This window comes from Mesorhizobium sp. BR1-1-13 (assembly GCF_020165515.1).
Taxonomy (GTDB): Bacteria; Pseudomonadota; Alphaproteobacteria; order Rhizobiales; family Rhizobiaceae; genus Mesorhizobium.
The window spans coordinates 1-20,721 of sequence record NZ_JAIUIH010000013.1 but is presented as its reverse complement, the minus strand read 5'-3'; the positions used below and the strand labels follow the sequence as shown (position 1 = coordinate 20,721).

Genomic DNA, 20,721 nt, shown 5'->3' with positions numbered 1-20,721 from the left:
TCAGTTCAACGTGAGGCTCAGGCCGGCGCCGACACCGACATTTCCGCCCGCCGCCGTGCCCGAGACATTGCCGCGGATACGGCCGTCCTCGCTGGTGTAGCCGGCGCCGAAGGCGAAGGCGCTCGCATCCCGCCAGAAGCCGCCGCCGACCGCCACGCTCAGCTTGCCGGGCCGGTCATCGTAGCGCAGCGAGGCAGCTGCAAGACCGATGGCCGCGGCCTGCCGCGCTTCGTCCCTGATGCCGCTGATGTCGGAGTTGAGCTGGCCGAGTTTCTGGTCGGTATAGTCGTTGGCCTGTTGCAGGGTCGTGGCCGCCACCTTGTCGGTATAGCTGTTGGATGTGCTGATAGCGGTGTCCAGGCCCTTGGTCAGCTGGTTGACATTGACCGCGTCGGTGCCGGCCACGCCGGGTCCGACATTGGAGATGACGACCGGCGCGTTGACGTCTCCGCCTTGCAGCGTGATGGTGTTCGTCTTGGCGCCGCCCTGCGTGTCATAGGTCACCGCATTCTGGTTGAGATTTCCGACGCCGGTTTGCAGGGCCTCGATCGCCTGGTTGGAGGCGAAGAGCTGTGAACCGTTGATCGCGTCGGTGCTGTCGGCGGCAATCCGTCCGGCTGCGACATTGGTGATCGTCCTCTCCGCGCCGGCATCGCCGACGCTGACTGTTCCGGTCGGCGTGGTGCCGGCAAAGGCGTAGGTCTTGCCGTTGATGACGGTGCTGGAGGTGCCGACGGCGGTCTGCGTCACCGAGCCGGAGCCGAGCGCCACATCATTGGCGTTGTTGGCCTGCGCGCCCTGGCCGAGCGCGACGGCGCCCGCCCCGGTAGCCGTAGAGCCATGGCCGGCGGCCAGGCTGTCGTTGCCGCTCGCCACGCTTTCGGGGCCGATCGCCACGGCGTCGGTCCCGCCGGCGATACTGTCGGCCAGCGACGAATTGGCGTGGAAGTACTTGATGCCGCCGCCATTGCTGATGGTGGTCAAGGCATTGTCGACCGCCGTGAGGCCGTCATAGACAGTCGTGTAGGTGTTGCCCTGGACGGTGTAGGTCGGACCGGTGATCGAGCCGTCGGGATTGAGCGTGGTGCTGCCGCCGAACAGGTTGGTCACGTTTTGCGACACGCCGCGCAGCTGCGAGACGTTGACGCCGTCGGTGTCGGCCGAGCCCGCCGCGACATTGGTGAGCTTGCGTTCAGCCCCGGCGCCGCCGATCGACACTTCGCCGACCGAGGTCTGCGGGGCGGTCAGTGCAAAAGCCGTGTAGCCGGCCTGCGCGCCGACCGAGGTGATGGACTGCGCGCCCAGCGCCACGCTGTTGATGAAGGTGCTTTGGGCGCCGGCGCCGAGCGCCACCGACTGGATGCCGGAGGCGAGCGAATTGGTGCCGAACGCCAGGCCGTCGGCCAGCATCACATGCGCGTTCTGGCCGATGGCCGTTCCGCCGGGCGCTGTCTGGTCGACGACGGCGCCGTTGCCGATGCCGATGCCGTTATCGCCGTTGACGACCGTGGTCGGACCGACCGCGACCGATTCCGCGCCGACCGCCAGCGAGTCGGCAGCCACCGAATTGGCATGGAAATACTTGGTCGAGGTCGCCGATACGGCAGCGATGGCGCCGGCGAGCTGGCGCACCGTCACCGCGTCCTGGTCCTGCGTGCCGTCGGCCACGTTGGTGATCTGGCGGTACGAAGTGGCGTTGCCGACCGACACCGCTCCGAGCAGCGCCTTGTCGGTGGTGTTGTACTGGATGAAGTTCGACGGGCCGGCGGGCAGTTGCCCGGTAGCCGGAGCGATCGGGCGATCGGAGAGCGAACCCGAGCCGAGCGCCACGCTGCCGTCGGTGCTGGCCAGGGTGTCGCGGCCAAGCGACAGCGCGCTGTCCCCGGTTGCGGTCGCCTGGTAGCCGACAGCCGTGGAGCCGACGCCCTGTGCGAAGGAATCGGTCTGCGCCAGGCCGGCTTCGTTGGTGCGGGCGTAGCGGATGCCGATGCCGTTGGCGTCGGTATAGGCGGTCGAGGTGTCGCCGGCGATGTTGTTGATCGTGTTGCCGAGATCGGTCACGCCAGTGCCGATATTGGCGATGTCGGTCGTGTTCTGCGTCACCTGCTGGTTGGTGGCGAAGAGCTGCGAGCCGTTGACCGCATCGGTCGAACCGCCGTTCAACTGTCCGGCGGCGACATTCTGGATCTGGCGTTCGGCGCCGGCCGAGCCGACCGAAAAGGCGCCGGCCGGCGTGCCGCCGGCGAAGGTGTAGTTGACGCCGCCGATCGTCGTGCCGCCGACATTGGTCGTCGCGCCCGACGTCGAATTCAGGCCGATCGCCACGTCGCCGGCATTGTTGGCTACCGCATTGGGGCCGACCGCGACGGAATCGGCTCCAAGAGCCTGCGAGTCCGGCAGGGCCGAGTTGGCGTGGAAATATTTGATGCCGCCTCCGACATTGATGTTGTTGAGCGTGGTGCCGATGGCGTCCACCGCCTGGTTGGTGGCGAAGAGTTGCGAGCCGTTAATCGCATCGGTCGAGAGCGCGCTGATCCGCCCCGCCGCCAGATTGGTGAGCGTGCGCTCCGCGCCGGGCGCCCCGATGCTGACTGTCGAGGTCGGGTTGATGCCCTGGAAGGCATAGGTCGTGCCGTTGACCACCCCACTGGCCGTGCCGACGGCCGTGGTGGTCACCGAGCCCGAGCCCAGCGCGACGTCGCCGGAGCTTGCCGCCGCCGTCGCGCCGTCGCCCAGCGCGACATTGCCGGCAAGGCCGGCGGCACCCGCTGTCGAGCCGTTGCCCAACGCCACCGAGCCTTGCCCGATCGCCTTGTTGTTGTTGCCGATGGCGACGGCGCCGGCCGCCATGTTCGCTGCCGTGGCGGTCGTCGTGCCGTCGCTGTTGGCGATGTTGTTGGCGCCGCCGGTGAAGGCGCCGGTACCGCTGGCGTAGCTCGGATCGCCGATCGAGACCGCGCCGTCGCCATAAGCGACGTTGTCGGCGCCGATGGCGACGGCCTTGCCGCCGCTTGCATTCGCCCTGGTGCCGATGGCGACGGCATCGGCGGAACTCGCAGTGGACTGGAGACCGACCGCGATGGCGTTGGTTGCGGACGCCGACACATCCGTGCCGATGCCGATGGCGCTCTGTGCGCTGGCCCCGGCTCCAAAGGTGCGCGCGCCGAGATAGATGGAGTTCACCCCGGACGCGCTCGCCGTATTGCCGATGGCGACGGCATTCGTGGCGCTGGTTACGGCGCCGATGCCGAGCGCGGTGCTGCCGATTCCGCTAGCCGTGGCGCTGACGCCGGCAGCGAGAGAATTATCGCCCGCGGCATTCGCTCCAGACCCGAATGCGGAAGCGTTTGCACCGCTGGCAGCGGCTGTGTTGCCGACGGCCGTACTAGCGTCGCCGCTCGCAATTGAGGTAGCGCCCATCGCGGTGGCGAACGCGCCGGAAGAGGTAGAATTGGTGCCGATGGCGATGCTGTTGGGCAAGGCCGTGTTGGCCTGAACGCCTGCAATCGCACCAAGGCCGAGCGCGATGGACTGGTTGCCCCACGCACTGGCCGTGGCGCCCATCGCCATGGCGCCCGTTCCCGTTGCCTTGCTCGCGCGTCCGATCGCGGTGGTGTCAACCTGGGACGCCAGCACATCAGTACCGATGGCGATGGCGCTCTCTTGAAGGGCGCCCCTTCCCGCAACAGTTCGGTTGCCAAGATTGATGGCGTTGATCGCGGTCGCGGTCGCCTGGAATCCAATGGCGATGGCATTCTGGTTGCTTGCGACGGCGCTGCTACCTTGGGCAAGCGAATCCACTCCGGATGCTGTTGCCCCATGCCCGAGCGCCGTCGCGCGCAGCCCGGTCGCCCGGGTGACATAGCCGATCGCTGTAGACTCCAATCCGTCGGCACGCGCGTTCAGGCCGAAGGCCGCCGCGCCCGCGGCTGCAACCGAGTTGACGCCAATGGAGCTTGCTGCGTCTCCGTTGGCATGGGCGTTCCCGCCTAACGCGAGGGCGTTGACGCCGGTCGCGCTCGCGAAAACACCTATGCCTATGGAATTGAGGCCATTGACACTCATCGAATAGCCGATGGCGATCGTGGCATCGCCCGTTGCGCTGTTGGAGGTGCCCAACGCCACGCTGTTCGCGCCATTCGACGTGGCACCGTTACCGATGGCGACGGCGTTGCCGCCTGTCGCCGAACCGCCGCCAGCCTGGTATTGTGCCTGGGCCGGCGTCGCGAGGCCGAGCGCGGCGAGCGCCGCCAGGCCGCCGATGATGCTGGTCGGGCTGGCGGAGGAGGCCAGGGCCGAACGCACACTGCCGCCGACGCCCAGCGTTCCCAGCCCCAGGCGCTTACGTCCCATGCCGAGCGCACGATGCGCCATGCGCAGCACCGCCATCAAGCGGCGCCGGGCCGAGCGGGAGCGAGGATCGGCATTCGCGATCCAGTGACTGGCGAAATGCACCGCACGACGCCGAACAAGAAGCGAGCCGTTCGAAATCTGGCCGCCCGAAATCTGGTTGTCGGTCATGGTTCCCTCTCCGCTGGCCGGCACGAAATGTCTGAGAATTCCGCTCGTCGGCAGGAAGACATGATTCCCGCTCGCGGTATTTCATGAAATTGCTGTCTTGTGAGAAAAGAGCCGAGCATATAGGCGGAGGTTAACGGCTCGTTACCTTAGCAGCTGCTTTAAAACAAAGAAATCAAATAATGACACAGAGCGGCTTCATCTAATCTTCGCGTTAAACTTGGTCAGCCGCGCCTGCATAGGCGTCACCTGCCGGTATTTCTTCATCATGGTGGTGAAGTGGCTCTGGCTCGAAAAACCGCTGAGATGGGCGATGTCGGCGATGGTCATGTGGCTGTCGGCAAGCAGCCGTTCCGCGAAATCCAGCCTGAGGTCGAGCACATATTGATGCGGCGGCATGCCGAACGTCTTGGAGAAGGCGCGCACGAAGTGATAGGATGAAAAACCGCAGACGGCGGCCATTTCGGCAAGCGCCAGCTTGCGCGAGAAGTTCTCGTTCAGGAACTCCTGCACCTTGCGCGCGCTGCGGACGGAAAGCCCGCCCTTCACGTCGAGCAGCGGCTGCCGCGCCGGATTGGTTCCGGAAACCGCTCCGGGGGGACCATCATCGCCCGGCATTTTTCGGCCTCCCGATATTTCCCAGATGAACTTCAACCCGAGGCCTCCCTCCCCGTTCCCCTGAAAAACAATTCGTGATTGATCGAAGCGGGCCCGCATCGCCAGCCCCGCTCATGTGATCGATCCGGCCGGTCGGCAAACAATACGCAAACTGAATGGCATTCCAAATGACTCCAGCAAAGCTTGGGGCACAGGTGGTGACGGACGTATTTTGAAAAACTCCGGAAGCCTTGTAGGAAATTCCGGTCTTGGATCGCCGGCCGGCAGGTGTTGCTACTTTGCCATGGTCGGGCTTTCAATTCTTGCGGAAAGCGCCACCAGTCCGCCTGGCGTCCTTCCCCTGTATCTCTTCATGGTCGCGGCCAGATGGCTCTGATCCGAAAATCCGGCAAGGTAGGCGACTTCGGCAATGGGCAACCCTCCGCCGGCCAGCAGCTTTTCCGCGAGGTCGAGCCGCAGGTTGATCAGATACCGATGCGGCGGCATGCCGAATGTCCTGGCGAACCTTGCTATGAAATGATTTGGCGAGACCCCCGCGACCGACGCGAGCTCGGCGACCATGACTTTCCGCGCGAAGTTCTGGTCGAGATACTCTCGCACGCGTCGGGCGCCAACGGCGGAGAGCCCGCCTCTCGGCGACGCGGCCCGCCTCTTGCGACCCGTGTAACTGCGCAGCAGATGTATCCCGAACACCGTCAGCAGCGAGTCCAGATAAAGCTCGTTCGGCGGCAGCCTGTCGGTCAATTCGGCAGTAATCATCTGGGCTATGTTGAGCGCCCTCAGGTCAACGGTGCCGAATGCAGGCGGCTCGAGCTCCACCTCCGGGAGGTCGAACTCATGGGTCGCCAGCTCGGACAGCGCCTCGGGAGAGATGGAAACGACGGCGTTCTCCCTGGTCTGCGACCAGGCCAGCGTGCTGTCGATTCCCGCTGGGTTGATGACGAGACAGCCGACCGGCGCATCGTACTGCGTGATCCTGTCACTGCCGAGCGAGGCTCTCAGTTTGCGTGCCGGCCTCAGCACAATTCCCGTGGAATGCTCCCTGGCCAGGAATTTCTGGGATCCAGGACTGCGGACGGAATAGATGACGCTGCCGCGGGCGGTGGCTCTTCTGGGACCAGCACTTTCCGGAATGATGTCTAGCACGTATCGAGCTGTCCGCTCTTGATCGACGCCCCGGGAATCGCCGCTTTCCCGAGCCCGGTCCGCATGTTTCATACGTGTCGCCTCAGCCGGCTTATCGCCGCTTGGTATCCCCTTCCCCTAACCCGGAATCAACGTAACGCACACGCCTCGAATTAGAAAGAACTTCCACGCGCAAAGAAAATTCTTTATTCGAGATAAGAAAGAAGAATTGACCGTCGAAGGAAGTTCAGCAGCATTTCTACCGTCAATAGCGAAGAGCCTTGACGGTTCTTCGCTTACGGTTTCGTCGCCCCAGGCGGAAGCCGGCAACGCATCGGTCACGAAGGAAGAGTTCACATGCGAGGCTGTGTCGGCCCCGTGGTTCGACAGCGTTGTTCGGCATCAGTGGCACGCAACGGAACGGCGCGGAGCCAGCCGTTCACGGCCGTCTATTGCGGGTCGCCGCGACCTTTCTCGTAAAGATCCCACGCGAGTTCCACAAAAGCCAGAAGCACATCATCCTTGTCCCAGCCGGCCGCGACAGCCGCCTCGACGATTTCGCCTACGAGAGGCAACAATTGGCGCTGGCAGGCAAGCGGGATGTCAGCCTCGGACTCATCCACTGGAGGTCCATCGAAGTTGAACGTCATCGTTTGGCGCTCCCCTCGCCATCAAACGAAAATGCTCCTCGTTCCCGACCAACGAAGTGCTATTCGCCAGACCTTATTTTTATACAATAAGTCCAACATTAAACATAACAGGCCAGGCCGCCAAGGGCGCGCAACACCGGATAAACCGTGTATCGACCGGCTGTCCTATTGACGCTAGGGAAGCGTTATTACACCACTGTCCAAGGCAAGCTGCCGAATGGACGCCCGTCGCCCGCGCCGTCATGCAGCACGAGCAGTTGGCCGGGTTCCGAGACGAACCAGGCGAACGAACCCCAGGCGAGTTGCGCAACGGTCTTCTTGAAGCCGGCGGATTGGCGATCCTGGTAGGCCGTGAGGAAGGCAATCTGTTTTCGCTCGAAACCAGCCGCGTCCGTCACGGCAAGGAGGGCATCGCGCCGGCGGTCCGTGATCGCGCCGTCGGTCGCCACCACTTCCACGAACAGGATCAGCGGCTCCTTGCGGCCAAGATCGGCCAGGATGATGTCGGGCAGGTTCCTGTCGGCCTCGATCTTGAGGCCGATCGCACTGGCGATGGCGTCGTCGCGCAGGACCACCTTGTTGCCGCTCTCGCTCAACCACAACATGGCAGGGGCGGCGAGAAACCGTTTGGCGAACACCTCGATGACGGCTTGCGCGATGACCGAACTCGGTCCCGGCGCCAAAAGCCTCGTGTCGCCGTTCGGAAACGTGACGCGGATGCCGGCGGTGTTGGCGACGGCGCCGGCGCGCATGATGGTCACGCGGGCCAGCGCGCCTTTGCTGAGATGCGTTTCCTGGAAGTCCGCGATGGCGGTTTCCAGCGCCTCGCCTTCCAGCGCCGGATCGAACAGGGCGGCAAACGCCGCTTTCAGCGCATAGCGGGGTTGACCCGATGTCGTCGGCAGATCTTCCCGGCGCAGCACCGCGCCGATCGCCACCAGCCCGTCGCGCAGCGTCTCGTCGCGGATGGGCTCGCGCGTATTGTCCGCGTACCAGCGCGATCCCGCAACGACGCCGTTCTTGCGCAGGACGGTTGCGGCGTAGGCATCCCGATCTACATCGTCCGCCAGCGCCGCCTGTTCGCGGGTCATGCGATAGACATGGACCGGGCCGAGAAACCGCCCCGAACCCTCGACGGCGCCGATATAGATGGCGGCGAACACGGTGCTGGCGGCCAGTTCCCGGATGCAGTAGGTGCGGTTCGGCGTGCCCTCCGGAAAGATCAGCGGCAGGCGCCCGGCGACAAGATCGCGCGTCGCATAGGGCGGCCGTGCCGTCATGCAGGCTCACCGTAGAGGCGGCGGCATTCCGCCTCGACCTCATCGCGCGCCGCACCGGCTGCGACGAGCTTCGCCAACGCCCTGGTGCTTTTGGGCGACGGCAGCGGCAGCGCTTCGAGCTCGAAGGCGGAAACGGCGACGCTGCCGCTGATGCAGCGGAAAAGATCGTCGGCGACACGGCTGTTTAAAAGCGCAGCCACGACTGCCGCCGGCACCTTCGTGCTGCCGGTCGCGCGGACCATGTTGAGGTGGTTTTCGACGACGACGCCGCCATGCGCATCGATGAATTCCTGGCGAAGTTCGGCGGCGATCAGGCGCCGGGCCTGTTCCTTGGCGGTCGTGCGCTGCACCAGGACGCAGGGCTCCTCGACAAGCAGCCAGCCGTCGCCAGCCTCCAGCTTGAAATAAGGGGCGTGGTTCTTCTTGCGCGCGCGATAGGCGAACTGGCCGTCGGAGGTGACGGCTTCCGCCCAGATCAGCGGATGCACGCCTTTGCCGCCGGCACGGTCGCGCAACTGGCCCTTGAAGCGGTTCCAGACCAGCGGGCCGGTCGAGACCCCATAGCCCCAATCGGCAAGCCGATGCGTCATCGTCTCGGCCCGGGCGATGAGCCGGCTGTGCTCCGGCGTGCGCGGCGCAAGCCAGGGCATGGCGCGGTCGGATGGCAAGCCTATCGTGCCGTTGCGGACAATTTTGGCCTCGGTTTCGGAGGCCACGGTCAGGTAGTGGATCTGCGCGCGCCGCGGCTCGGCGCCGCTGACATAGACGGCAAGCAGCGTCTCCTGCAGCACATCCTCGAAAACCCCGCGTCGCGCATGCACGAAGTCGATGGCGACGGGTGGCGCCTGCCTGGCGAGCAGGCCGCGCAGGGCCGAGTAGTACTGGCCGCCGAGAAAGCTTGTCGGCGTCAGAAAGGCGATCAGGCCGCCCGGCTTCGTCCAGCGCAGCGCCGCATCGGTGAAAACGCCGTAGAGGTTGGCGTGCCCGTAAAGGCTGCGCGCATAGCGCTCCCGCAACTGCGACGGCAGCGACACCCGTCCGTAGGGCGGATTGCCGACAACGAGATCGAAGACGGGTTCCGGATCGGCCTCGAGCGTGTTGCACGCCGTCACGATGGCGGGCGCAGCGCGGCCGGCCTTGGTCGCGACATCGGCGAGAGCGATCTCCAGGGCGCCCTGCGCGAGCCTGGCCGCGTGCGGGTCCAGCTCGAAACCGGCAAGCCTGGTGCCGACATGGCTGAGCGCGAAGGCGGGCTCGCAATCGCCGAGCGCGGCGACCATGCGGTGCGCGGCATGGAACAGGAACGTCCCGCCGCCGGCGGCCGGATCGAGAACCCGTGCGGTGCGCCAGTCGAGGCCTTCTTCTTCAGCCTGGTCGAGAAGGCGGTTGACCAGCGCCGGCGGCGTGTAGAAGGCGCCGCGCTCGCCTCGCTCCCTGGTCGGCAGCAGGACCGGATAGAGGCTCGTGACGAGATGCAGCGCTTCGAGGATCGGCAGCCTTGCGGCGGTTTCTCCGATGCTGTGTGCAAGTGCCGATGCCGGCTCGTCCAACGGCTCCGTGTCGAAGGCGAGCGAGGGGCAAATCGCCGGCGAAATGCCGAGGGCCGCCGACAAGGCCGCCAGCGCGCGCCGGGTCAGCGAAACCGCATAGGCTTCGCGGTCGCACTCGTTGATCGTCTCGCACCATGCGCGTGCCAGAAGGCGAGCCTTCGACAGCTCAGCGCGCGCCGCTGCCAACGCATCAACCACCGAGCGCAAGACGGCAGGCAATTTCGACCCGCGAATCTGTGAAATTTTTCCCATCGCCCTCAACCGTACCGCGCAAGACTCACCGATGCGATAGAGTATCACATGTTCTCGTTATGTTCCAGTGAAAAACCGCAACCATGCCGCGCGCATGCATCGTTCACAGCGCCAGGCTGCCCTGCTCCGTCTCCTCGGCGTTGGGCTCGCCCGGCGCCGCATTGGGATCGCCCGGCGCCGTCGCCCAGGCGAGTTCCACCAGCGTCACGGTGCGGCGGCCGGTGCCGTCGAGCTGGCAAACGATCAGGCCCTGCTCCTCGATATAGGTGAGCAGGCGCCGGGCGCGGCGCATGGAGTGCGAGCCATAGGCGCGGGCGATCGCGGCGTCGCTCGGGCAGGGCCAGCCCTCCTTTGCCGCGCGGGCGATCATCATGAACACGCCCTGCATGTCCTCGGGCAGCAGCGAGGCGCGCACCGAGACGTCGCGCCACGCATCGCCCTCGGCCATATCGGAGCCGACGCCGGCGCGGGCGCGCGTCAGCATGCGGCGGAACTCCTGCAGGTCTGGCACGACCGACGCCAGGCCCTCGATGCGGCAGCGCACCACGAACTCCTGGTAGAGCACGCCGATGACGCGGAAGCCCGCGTCGGGCTCCGCCAGTATGGCGCGCAGGATGCGGTCCATCCGCTCGCGCCGCTCCGCCAGGTCCTCGGCGCTGGGCGCCGGCTCGGCCGGTTCGGGGCGGATCTCCAGCGCCGCCGACTTCGCCGCCATCAGCTGGTCGAGCAGATCCGGCGATGCCGCCTGGCGTCGCGGCCGGACAGCCTCAGGCGGCGGCGCGGCCAGGATGATCGCGCGTGCATCCTCCAGCGCTGCCTCCGGCAATGGCATCAGGCGCGGCGTGCCGTTGCGCGGGCTCGTATCGGTCGGGCCGATGCGCAGGCCGAGCGGACGGCGCGAAAGCGCTGGCCCAAGCGCCATGAAATGTCCGCGCTCCAGGTCGCGAAAAGCCTCCGCCTGGCGCCGCTCCATGCCAAGCAGGTCGGCCGCGCGCGCCATGTCGATGTCGAGGAAGGTGCGGCCCATGAGGAAGTTGGAGGCCTCGGCCGCGACGTTCTTGGCCAGCTTGGCCAACCGCTGCGTGGCGATGATGCCGGCAAGCCCGCGCTTGCGGCCGCGGCACATCAGATTGGTCATGGCGCCGAGCGAAAGCTTTCTCGCTTCGTCGGAAACCTCGCCGGCCACCGCCGGCGCGAAAAGCTGTGCCTCGTCCACCACCACCAGCATCGGATACCAATGGTCGCGCGCGACCTCAAACAGACCGCCGAGGAAGGCGGCGGCGCGCCGCATCTGGTTCTCGGCGTCGAGCCCTTCGAGGTTGAGCACCGTGGAGACGCGGTGGATGCGCGCCCGCTCGCCGGCGCTCTGCAACCCGCGCTCGGTATGCTCCTCGGCATCGATCACCAGATGGCCGAAGCGTTCGCCCAGCGACACGAAGTCGCCTTCGGGGTCGATGATGGTCTGCTGCACCCAGGGCGCGCTCTGCTCCAGCAGCCGGCGCAACAAATGAGACTTGCCGGAGCCCGAATTGCCCTGCACCAAAAGCCGCGTCGCCAGCAGTTCCTCAAGGTCCAGCGCTGCCGGCGCGCCGGCGGTCGTCTGTCCCATCTCGATCGCAACGGTCATGTCAGACTCAGCCGCTCCTTCGCAGAGGGACTTATCAACCCGATTGCAACGCGTCGAGCGCCGATGGCCGGCAGTTGGGCGTTGCGCACAGTTGTGCGAATACTGCCTGCCGGATGCGAATATCGGACCGGGGGAACGATTGCAGGACAAGCGCGCAATCGTTTTGGATGGACGTGAAAACAAGCAGTTGAAGCGGAATCGCGATTCAAACCCTGAAGCCTCGTCGACCGCTCTCGCTTCGTCTCACGCGGGCATCACTGTCCGGGGACCGGCGCCAATGCGGGCGCGTCCAGCCCCTGGAACGGATCGCGCCAGGCCTCGATCTCTTCGAGCCGGCGGTACCAGCGCTCGATCCCGGGATAATCGCCGAGCGGCAAGCGGGCGGCGTCGTTGAAGGGCAGGAACGTCGCCATGCGGAAATCGGCATAGGAGACCGAAGTCCCCGCCAGCCATGGCCGCCGGCCAAGTGCCGCCTCGAGGATCGGCGCCGTCCTGTGGAACTGTTCCAGTCCCTCCGCGACCTTTTCCGCGTCGATCGGACCGATGCCGTAGCGCTGCTTGGTGCCGCGCTCGAAATGCACGATGTCGCAGGCCCTGACGAACTCCTCCTTGCCCCAGCTCAGCCAACGGATCATCTCGGGTTCGTCGTCGCCCGCGCGCCAGAAATCCGAACCCATGTCGCGCGAAAGCCGGCAGGCTATGGCGTCCGCTTCCCAGAGGCTCCCTCCCGGCCAGGCCAGCAAGGGCAGGGAAAGGTTGGGATTGAGCGGACGGAACCGCTCCGCCTGCCCCGGCGCCATGGGCGAAGCGAATTCGAACGCGACCTTCGCCCCGAGGTGACGGGCCACCGCGACTCCCAGGCGCGGATTGGGGTTGCGGCTGAAGAACAGTTTCATCCCCGCGTCCGCCCCGTGCGGTTTCGGCCCGACCTTGTCACTCGCCATCGCCTCGCTCCTTTGTTGCGGCATGCACGCCAAGGACGGATAGAGCCCATCGAATCCGACAATGCGGTCGCGACCGCAAGAACGGGTTTTTGCGAAAAGTCCGGGTTGACCGCTTCCGGACGCGAGGCGACTATCCCTCCCGAAGCACGGCAATGGATCTCGAGGAGGATGAGCGATGGATGAGCCCGACCGCTGGCGCCACATGTCAAGCGCGCCCAAGGACGGCAGCCGGATCCTCGTCACGGTCCGGCCGTCCGAGCAGGGGCCGGCGGAAGTCGACCTCGCCTATTGGTCGGACGGCGACCAGTTCGGCGAAGAAGGCTGGCGCGCATCGGACTCCTCGCCCGGCCGCATCGTCGAATACGCCGAGCCCGAGCTGAAATGCTGGATGCCGATGCCCTCGGCCAACCTCGCCCGCGCCTCCATGCCCTCGCCCTGGGAAGGCGACGACGCCCAGCAGCTGGACGGCTCGGGGATTTGAGGCGCTGAAGCTGCTGATCTCCTGAGACGCCGGCGTAGAGTAAAAACCTTGGTGACCTCAGAACAAGAACGCCGCCGTGGCAGGGTTCGGCCCGACGCGGCCGTCGGCTGAATCCATGCCGCGGATGGCTTTCAGGTCCTGCGCGTCCAGTTCGAAATCGAAGACGTCGAAATTGGCTGATATGCGGTCCTGGTGGACCGATTTCGGGATGACGATCAGCCCTTCCTGGAGATGCCAGCGGATCATCGTCTGCGCCGCGGACTTGCGGTGCTTTGCGGCGATGCCTGCTATGGTCGGATCGCCGAGCAGCCTCCCGCTGCCGAGCGGGCTCCAGCTTTCGGTGTGGATGTTGTGCCGGGCATGGAATTCCCTGATCTCGCGCTGCTGGAAGCGCGGATGCAGCTCGATCTGGTTGACGGCGGGCGTGACGCCGGTTTCGCCGATGATGCGCTCCAGGTGATCCCGGTTGAAATTCGACACGCCGACAGACTTGATCCGGCCGGCTTTCTGCAGCTCGACCAGCGTCTGCCAGGCCTCGACATATTTGTCCTGGCTGGGCACCGGCCAGTGGATGAGGAACAGGTCGATCTGTTCGATGCCGAGCTTGTCCATCGTATCCTCGAAAGCGCGCAATGCGGCATCGCGCTGGTGCGCGCCGTTGCGCAGCTTCGAGGTGATGAACAGCTCGCCTCTCGGCACGCCCGCGCTCCGGATCGCCTCCCCGACGCCCTTCTCGTTCTGGTAGCCTTCGGCGGTGTCGATCAGCCTGTAGCCGGCCTTGATCCCCCAGCCCACCACCTTGGCGGTGATAGCCGGATCGACTTGCCACACGCCAAGGCCGAGCCGGGGAATGGTCGAGCCGTCGTTCAACGAAATCTGTTCAGGCATGGTCTGGTCCTCTGCGAAGATGGTCCAGCCTATCTAGGCCCGGCATCGGGCAACGGCCAGTCGGCGGCGGACAAATTGCCGAATGTGTGATCGACACAGGCGATGCTCCTGTCGCTTTGTCCGCAGGCGTCGGCATTTGAGCTCACCGCAAGGATCAGTCCTCATTTCGGCCGGCGCACGGTCCTCACCACGCCGCCCGGGCCGCCGCCGCAGAAGAAGCGGTCGCCGCCGTCGGATTCGAGCCCCGATACGCCCTTGCCGGGCGGCATGTCGAGCCGTTCCAGCACATCTCCGGTCTCCGGGTCGACACGTCGCACATCGCTCTGGTCGCCTTCCCAGGTGCCGTGCCATAGCTCGCCGTCGACCCAGGTCACGCCGGTGACGAAGCGGTTGGATTCGATGACGCGCAGGATCGCCCCGGTCTCGGGATCGATCTGGTGGATCTTGCGCTGGCGGTTCTGCCCCACCCACAACGTGCCCTCGGCCCAGGTGAGGCCGGAATCGCCGCCGCCGCCGGGCGCCGGAATGGTGGACAGCACCGTGCCGGTGTCGAGATCGATCTTCTGGATCCGGTCCTTGGCGAGCTGGTAGAGGTACTGGCCGTCATAGGCCGTCCCGGCATGCGCGGCGACATCGATCGAGCGCACCGCCTGCCCGCTCTCCGGGTCGAAGGCGGTGAGCCCCTTGCCCGAGGCAAACCAGACGTTCCGCCCATCGAAGCTCACCCCATGCACGCTGTCCACGCCCGCAAAGGGGCCGTATTCGCGCAGGATCTCGGCCGCTGCATGTTTCATGTCCTTCATCCTCGCCTTTGATCGTGTGATCCGTTTCTAGCCGTTCGGCAACGGCGCCGGGAGTAACAAGGTGGTCGTGAAACCCGCCACCGGCGGTGTCATCCAGCGGCGCGCCCGGCCGTGACCGAACCATTGCACCTTGCCGGTCTCGGCAAGCTGTTCAAGCGCGCGCTGCACGCTGCGCTGGCTGGATGCGAGCGCCAGCGCCAGCGCCGAGCTCGACCAGGCTTCGCCGTCGGCGAGGAAGGCGAGCACCGCCGCATGCCGCTCCTCGATCGGCCGCGCCAGCACCACCACCTCGCCGCCCCCTTTCGGCGCCAGCGAAAAACCGCGTTTCGTCGCCTGGATGCTGGCCAGCCCGCGAAGCTCGGCGCGCAGCCGGCCGATCTCGACCCGCAGCCTGGCGCGATGCGACTCGTCGGCGTGCCTGCCGCCGAAGGCTCTGGCGATGAGCGCCGCACGCGGCATGTCGCCGGGCCAGGCCTCGGCCAACGCGCGCGCCAGCGCAAACAGCACCGGGCGTGTCGCCAGCGAGGCCAGCGCCTCCTGCCTGCGCACGACATGACGAAGAGCGTCGACCACCAGCGCTTCCGATGCCTGCAAGGCCTCGACCTCCTCGAGCAGCAGCGGACGCTGCTGGCCGTTCGCGATCAGTCGCGCCGCGGGCGTTGCCAGCGCCCGGAACGCGCTGTCGACCTCGGCCATCAGTCCGGGAATGCCGGACCGCCATGCGGCGTGCCGCGCCCGCTCGAGTGCCGCGCGCGCGGTCTTCGTCCTGAGGCGCCGCATGGCGATGCCGGCCACGACCAGCTCGTGCGCGGCCCGCGAAGCCGGCGGAAACGGCGTCGCATCGAGCCCGGCCAGCACCTTCTCGGCCTCGTCGAGGCGGCCGATCAGCAACAGGAACCGCACTTCCAGGTGCCGCGCATGCGCGGCGTTCAGCCGGTCGCCTTGCCTTTCCAGCGTCGCCCGCGCCGCATCGAGCGCCTTGGCCGGCCAGCCGAGGTCGCGCGAAACCAGCGCGATCTCGGCTTCGGCGACGACGCACCTGGCGCGCGCCACCGCTTCCCTGGGTCCGAAGGCGCGCCCCGCGCGCCGCAGCAGCGCCCTGGCTCGGTCGAGATCGCCAAGCTGCGCCATGGCGATGCCGCGCAGCGCCAGCGCTGGTGCGTCCTCGCGCAGTGCCACGCGGTCGAGCGCGCCGAGCGGATCGCCCGCCGCCAGCAACAGACCCGCAGCCGTGATCAGCGAATCCATTCAAAATCCCGCCATGGCGAATCCCGCCATACTTGTAACTCTCACCGTCCCGCTGTCCGGCGCTATGTCAGTCCCGTCACATCAAACCGGAACAGCGAGGCAAAAGCCATGACCAAGCAGATGCACACACCGCCGATCGTTTCCCAGCAAGCATGGGAGGCGGCGCGCCAGCAGTTGCTCGTAAAGGAGAAGGCGACGCTCCGCGCCAAGGATGCGTTGGCCGCCGAGCGCCGCCGCATGCCCTGGATGGCCGTCGAGAAGGATTACACATTCGAAGGACCCAATGGAAAGGCGAGCCTGCTCGACCTGTTCGAGGGCCGCCGCCAGCTGATCGTCTACCGCGCCTTCTTCGAGCCGGGTGTGTATGGCTGGCCTGATCACGCCTGCCGCGGCTGCTCGCTGGGCGCCGACCAGGTCTCCAACCTCGCCCATCTCAACGCCCGCGATACCACGCTGGCCTATGCCTCGCGCGCGCCGCAGGCCGACATTGCGCGGCTGAAGAAGCGGATGGGCTGGGCAATGCCCTGGTACACCATCACCGACAGCTTCGACAAAGATTTTGGCGTCGACGAATGGCACGGCCACAACGTCTTCATCCGCGACGGGGACCGCATCTTCCGCACCTATCTGATTAATAACCGCGGCGACGAGGCGATGGGCACCGTCTGGAGCTACCTCGACGCCACGCCGCTCGGCCGCCAGGAGGTCTGGGAGGACTCGCCCGAAGGCTATCCGCAGACCCCGACCTACAAATGGTGGAACTGGAGCGACAATTACGACGCCGACGCCGCGCCGGACAGGAAATGGGACGAAGTGTCTGCTGCCGGCGAGGCGGCGTTCCGCAACAAAGACGCCCAGTAGAGCCTGGCTAGAGCGCCCGGCTCCGCGCAAGCACGGCCGGACGCTCTTCGCAAGGCGGCAGCTTTCCCAGAACTGCTGCAGCTTTCCGGGCTCGCGCCAATGCGCAACCGAGGAGAAAGACATGAGCGACATCCATACAGGCGCCCGCCCCTGTCCCGATCAGGACGCGGCCCGCCTCGGCATCGCCGACTGGCTTTGTCTCGCCGCGGCGCCGACCTTCGCCCTGATGGCGCTGCTGGCCGGCATCTTCGGCGGTGATGCGACGATGCTGTGCATGGGCACGCCCTCGCCGCTCACCGGCATGCCGGCCATGTACCTGCTGATGAGCGCCTTTCATCTGGCGCCGTGGCTGCGCGTGATTTCCAACAGGCAGGCGGGCCGGGAGAAAGCCAAGCGCTTGGAGAAAACGCTGCAAAAACAGGGCACTGCGCAAGCAGTTTGAATCGCAACCCCGTCAAGGAGAAGACCATGACACAGACGAGCGAGACGCACGGTCCCGACACACGGGAGCCGATCGAGGCGGAGCCGACACGGCGCGGCGACGAGCCGTCGCAACCCGCCAAGGGCTGCCCCTGGTGCACGCCCGAAAAGACCTGACGCTTCGACGGCGCTGGCGCGCCGCCCAAGGCGGAAATGACGCCGGCCATTCGCTCTGCTCATCCCCGCCAAGCGCGCTGGCTTTTACGTCGCGATGTCGTTGACAGGCAGCAATGGCGCGGGAAGATCGACCTCGCCGAGCCAAGTCCGCATTTCGATCTCGATGTCGCGGCAGATCTGCGAAATCGGCACATCGTTGGCGTTGCCCTCGAAAGGGTTGGCGCTGCTCTCGCCGACCTGGTCGAGAGACATGTATGCCCAGCCCAGCAGCGTGCTGAACGGGATCGTCAGCCAGATCGCGATCGAGCCCAGCGCGCCGCCGAATTTGCCCATCTCCGCGAAGACCGGAACGACGCCGAACGGCAACAGCGTGCAGAAGATCATCACGAACATGGAACTGACGATGGCGTATTGGCGGGGATAGGGATTATTCTTGATGCGGTCGCAGCGCGCCTGCTGGTCGTGGAAGTCGCGGATGAGTTTCGTCAGTTCGACATAGATCTGCGGAGGAATTTTGGCGTCCTTGAACAACCCGTTGACCTGCACCGATTGCATTTCGAGCAAGGCGATTGCCGGCCGGGGCGATTTCAGGACGCCCCCGGTCTGCTCGGCCAACAACGGCCGCAATTCGTCGGCAATCAAGCCCGTATCCTCCTGGACATGGTAACGCCGCCGGTATTCGACATTGGCGGCCCGCGCCATGGATTCCCATGGCATCGGCCGCCGCAGCGCGAAACGCAGCGCCGTCATCCAGGCGATGTGGCGATAGATGAGTTGCTTCGCCGTCGGGGCGTCGGTGAAGTCCCTGCAGAAATTGGACCACAACCGGCTGCTGGCCGTGATTTGCGCAAAAGCCTGCAGCGCCTCACCGCTGCGGGTGAACACCTGCGAATTCTTGAAACCGGCAACCAGTGACACCGTGGTGCCGAGCACCAGCACGACAGACCACGGCACCGAGAACCCGGCAAGGCCGGGAAGGCGGTAGGCCGCAACAGCCAGTCCGCTCACCACCACCATGTAGATGACGCTGCGCCGCGACCAGAGCGCGAAATCCATCACCTTGTAGGAACGGCCTACATACATAAGATGCCCCCAAATCGCGGACGTGCCCGCCAGCCGCGGGCCAGTCTCCAGTCGCCCTCACCTAGCCTTGACGGCGCCGAACCGCAATCCGTCCATCAGCAGCCCGACCAGCCGGCGCGATCGATCGCGCCAATCCGGAGTGTCGGGCGCCGAATAGATGCCGCCCAGCGCGTGCAGCACGTCGGACGCGTCGACATCGCCGCGGATGGTGCCGTCGGCCACCGCCGCCTCGACAAGTTGCCGCAAGGCCTGCGACACCCTGCCGGATGTGTCTGAAAACAGCCTCGAATTGGTAGTGAGCAGGATGCGCAGGCTGGTCGCCAGGCCGCGCTTGGTGGCGATATAGTCGACGAAGCGCCGCATCCATTCCTCCAGCGCGACATCCGAGGGATGTTTTGCCGCCAGTTCGCCGGCGGCCGCGCACAGTCCCTCTACCTCACGGCGGTAGACCACCTCGACCAGGTGCTCCCGTGTCGGGAAATGCCGGTAGAGCGTGCCTATGCCGACGCCTGCGCGGCGCGCGATCTCCTCCAGCGAGGCATCGATCCCGCGCTCGGCGAAGACCGAGGCCGCCACCTCGACCAGCCGGTCGCGGTTGCGCTGCGCGTCGGCGCGCAACGGCTTGGCCTCTGCGGTCTTCCGATCGGGGATGGCGGACGGCTCTGCGGCCAATTTTTTCTCCACTGTCGAAATATGGGGCTTGAACCCCATCGGGTCAGCCCCCACGTAATAAACGGAGGCGCCTCCGTTTTAGTGGAGCACCTTTATCATATAATCAGGGGAACCGGTATGTCACGTGCTGAAAGCTTGCAAGCCAAAGCCGATTTCCGCTGGAGAGTGGCCGTGACCGCAAAGCTGCCAATCTCACCTGTTGCGAGGGAGATCGCCGTCTCCGCCGCTCCGCCTCCTCGATTGGCCTTGCCCTTCCCCGCCCCGACACCACTTCATTTCCCTCAGCGTCAAGCAACTGGAGCCAGACGCCCATGACGAACACCACAATCCCCGTCCATCTCGATATCAACGGCCAGCCGCATACGCTGGACCTCGAACCGCGCGTCACGCTGCTCGACGCCTTGCGCGACCGCCTCGGCCTGACAGGCACCAAGAAGGGCTGCGACCACGGTCAGTGCGGCGCCTGCACGGTGCATGTCGACGGCGAGCGCGTGCTGGCTTGCCTGACGCTGGCGGCACAGGCCGAAGGCCGCGCCGTCACCACCATAGAGGGGCTTGCACGGGAGGGCGAACTGCATCCCGTGCAGGCTGCCTTCCTCGATCAGGACGCCTTCCAGTGCGGCTATTGCACATCTGGCCAGATCATGTCGGCGGTCGCCTGCATCCGCGAAGGCCATGCCGGCTCCGATGACGAGATCCGCGAATACATGGCCGGCAATCTCTGCCGCTGCGGCGCCTATCCGCACATCGTCGCTGCCGTGCGACAGGCAGCGCTGGAGGTAGCGTCATGAGGGATTTTTCCTATCTTCGCGCCACCTCGGTCGACGCCGCACGCCGGGCGGCCGCCCTGCCCGGCGCCATGCTGCTGGCCGGCGGCACGACGCTGATCGACCTCGCCAAATGCGGCGTCGCCGAGCCCGACAGCCTGGTCGACATCACTCATCTCAAGGGGCTGGACACAATCGAGATCGACGAGCGCGGCGCGGTCATCGGCGCGCTCGCCAGGATGAGCCATGTCGCCGACCACGCTGGCATCAAGGGCGGCTTTCCCGCCGTCTCGGAGGCGCTGTGGCAGGCGGCATCGGCGCAGCTCCGCAACATGGCGACCGTCGGCGGCAATCTGATGCAGCGCACGCGCTGCCCCTATTTCCGCGATCCCTCGAATTTTGCCGCCTGCAACAAGCGCGAGCCCGGCAGCGGCTGTTCGGCGATCGGCGGCGTCACCAGGGGCCATGCGGTGCTCGGCACCACCGAGGCCTGCATCGCCACGTATCCCGGCGACCTCGCCACCGCGCTCGTCGCCTTCGATGCGGTGGTCCATCTCGGCGAACGCCGCGTCTTGGTCGACGACTTTTTCCTGCTGCCCGGCACCACGCCTCACAAGGAACACGCGATCGAACCGGGCGAGATGATTACCGCCATCGAAATCCCCGGATCCGCCGCCGCCCGCCGCTCGACCTACGTGAAGGTCCGCGACCGGCAGTCTTACGAGTTCGCCGCCGCCAGTGCCGCCGTGGGGGGGGG

General features: G+C 66.1%; 19 protein-coding genes. 6 read left to right on the top strand and 13 right to left on the bottom strand.

Annotated elements, in window-relative coordinates:
* The 8 genes from LB533_RS24735 to LB533_RS24700 all read right to left on the bottom strand — a co-directional run bounded on the left by LB533_RS24735 (position 1) and on the right by LB533_RS24700 (position 12,516).
* Positions 1-4,521 (bottom strand): YadA-like family protein, encoded by a 4,521-nt coding sequence (locus tag LB533_RS24735; RefSeq protein WP_140642803.1) that lies wholly within the window; start codon positions 4,519-4,521, stop codon positions 1-3.
* A 195-nt stretch (positions 4,522-4,716) separates the two neighbouring features.
* Complete coding sequence (locus LB533_RS24730; protein WP_224678376.1) at positions 4,717-5,136, bottom strand: helix-turn-helix transcriptional regulator; 420 nt, start codon at positions 5,134-5,136, stop codon at positions 4,717-4,719.
* Positions 5,137-5,409: 273 nt separating this feature from the next.
* Positions 5,410-6,282 (bottom strand): helix-turn-helix domain-containing protein, encoded by an 873-nt coding sequence (locus tag LB533_RS24725; RefSeq protein ID WP_224556438.1) that lies wholly within the window; start codon positions 6,280-6,282, stop codon positions 5,410-5,412.
* Between the two features lie 428 nt (positions 6,283-6,710).
* The gene (locus LB533_RS24720; RefSeq protein WP_140642799.1) at positions 6,711-6,911 is read right to left on the bottom strand and encodes a hypothetical protein; all 201 of its coding nucleotides are present in this window, start codon (positions 6,909-6,911) and stop codon (positions 6,711-6,713) included.
* A gap of 188 nt (positions 6,912-7,099) precedes the next feature.
* Positions 7,100-8,191 (bottom strand): BsuBI/PstI family type II restriction endonuclease, encoded by a 1,092-nt coding sequence (locus LB533_RS24715; RefSeq protein WP_140642798.1) that lies wholly within the window; start codon positions 8,189-8,191, stop codon positions 7,100-7,102.
* Complete coding sequence (locus tag LB533_RS24710) at positions 8,188-9,960, bottom strand: class I SAM-dependent DNA methyltransferase (RefSeq protein WP_224556437.1); 1,773 nt, start codon at positions 9,958-9,960, stop codon at positions 8,188-8,190. The genes LB533_RS24715 and LB533_RS24710 overlap by 4 nt, the downstream gene beginning before the upstream one ends.
* 136 nt (positions 9,961-10,096) lie before the next feature.
* The gene (locus LB533_RS24705; protein ID WP_140642796.1) at positions 10,097-11,620 is read right to left on the bottom strand and encodes an ATP-binding protein; all 1,524 of its coding nucleotides are present in this window, start codon (positions 11,618-11,620) and stop codon (positions 10,097-10,099) included.
* Between the two features lie 254 nt (positions 11,621-11,874).
* Positions 11,875-12,516 carry a glutathione S-transferase family protein gene (locus LB533_RS24700; RefSeq protein ID WP_224556634.1) on the bottom strand — a complete coding sequence of 214 codons (642 nt, stop codon included), beginning with the start codon at positions 12,514-12,516 and terminating at the stop codon, positions 11,875-11,877.
* A 223-nt stretch (positions 12,517-12,739) separates the two neighbouring features.
* Here LB533_RS24700 and LB533_RS24695 point away from each other — a divergent pair, with 223 nt between their 5' ends.
* On the top strand, positions 12,740-13,045 hold the full coding sequence (locus tag LB533_RS24695) for a hypothetical protein (protein WP_140500102.1): 306 nt from the start codon (positions 12,740-12,742) through the stop codon (positions 13,043-13,045).
* A 57-nt stretch (positions 13,046-13,102) separates the two neighbouring features.
* On the opposite strand, the gene LB533_RS24690 is transcribed toward LB533_RS24695, so the two are convergent.
* The 3 genes from LB533_RS24690 to LB533_RS24680 all read right to left on the bottom strand — a co-directional run bounded on the left by LB533_RS24690 (position 13,103) and on the right by LB533_RS24680 (position 15,984).
* Entirely contained in the window at positions 13,103-13,933 is an 831-nt protein-coding gene (locus LB533_RS24690; RefSeq protein WP_140642795.1) for an aldo/keto reductase, read from the bottom strand.
* A gap of 161 nt (positions 13,934-14,094) precedes the next feature.
* The gene (locus LB533_RS24685) at positions 14,095-14,727 is read right to left on the bottom strand and encodes a PQQ-binding-like beta-propeller repeat protein (protein WP_140642794.1); all 633 of its coding nucleotides are present in this window, start codon (positions 14,725-14,727) and stop codon (positions 14,095-14,097) included.
* 36 nt (positions 14,728-14,763) lie between these two features.
* Complete coding sequence (locus LB533_RS24680) at positions 14,764-15,984, bottom strand: helix-turn-helix domain-containing protein (RefSeq protein WP_140642792.1); 1,221 nt, start codon at positions 15,982-15,984, stop codon at positions 14,764-14,766.
* Between the two features lie 108 nt (positions 15,985-16,092).
* Here LB533_RS24680 and LB533_RS24675 point away from each other — a divergent pair, with 108 nt between their 5' ends.
* From LB533_RS24675 to LB533_RS29920, 3 genes are all read left to right on the top strand, one after another.
* Positions 16,093-16,845 carry a DUF899 domain-containing protein gene (locus tag LB533_RS24675; RefSeq protein WP_140642791.1) on the top strand — a complete coding sequence of 251 codons (753 nt, stop codon included), beginning with the start codon at positions 16,093-16,095 and terminating at the stop codon, positions 16,843-16,845.
* Between the two features lie 121 nt (positions 16,846-16,966).
* Positions 16,967-17,287 carry a hypothetical protein gene (locus tag LB533_RS24670; RefSeq protein ID WP_140642789.1) on the top strand — a complete coding sequence of 107 codons (321 nt, stop codon included), beginning with the start codon at positions 16,967-16,969 and terminating at the stop codon, positions 17,285-17,287.
* Positions 17,288-17,313: 26 nt separating this feature from the next.
* Positions 17,314-17,442, top strand: coding sequence for a hypothetical protein (locus LB533_RS29920; RefSeq protein ID WP_263487670.1), 129 nt, complete (start codon positions 17,314-17,316; stop codon positions 17,440-17,442).
* A gap of 84 nt (positions 17,443-17,526) precedes the next feature.
* Here the strand turns inward: LB533_RS29920 and LB533_RS24665 are convergent, their stop codons facing one another.
* Complete coding sequence (locus LB533_RS24665; protein ID WP_140642787.1) at positions 17,527-18,525, bottom strand: bestrophin family protein; 999 nt, start codon at positions 18,523-18,525, stop codon at positions 17,527-17,529.
* Positions 18,526-18,582: 57 nt separating this feature from the next.
* Entirely contained in the window at positions 18,583-19,197 is a 615-nt protein-coding gene (locus LB533_RS24660; protein ID WP_140642785.1) for a TetR/AcrR family transcriptional regulator, read from the bottom strand.
* Positions 19,198-19,508: 311 nt separating this feature from the next.
* On the opposite strand from LB533_RS24660, the gene LB533_RS24655 reads away from it, so the two are divergent.
* Positions 19,509-19,988 carry a (2Fe-2S)-binding protein gene (locus LB533_RS24655; RefSeq protein WP_140642784.1) on the top strand — a complete coding sequence of 160 codons (480 nt, stop codon included), beginning with the start codon at positions 19,509-19,511 and terminating at the stop codon, positions 19,986-19,988.
* A partial coding sequence (locus LB533_RS24650; RefSeq protein WP_224678375.1) for an FAD binding domain-containing protein occupies positions 19,985-20,721 on the top strand: 737 nt, incomplete at its 3' end. The genes LB533_RS24655 and LB533_RS24650, both read left to right, overlap by 4 nt.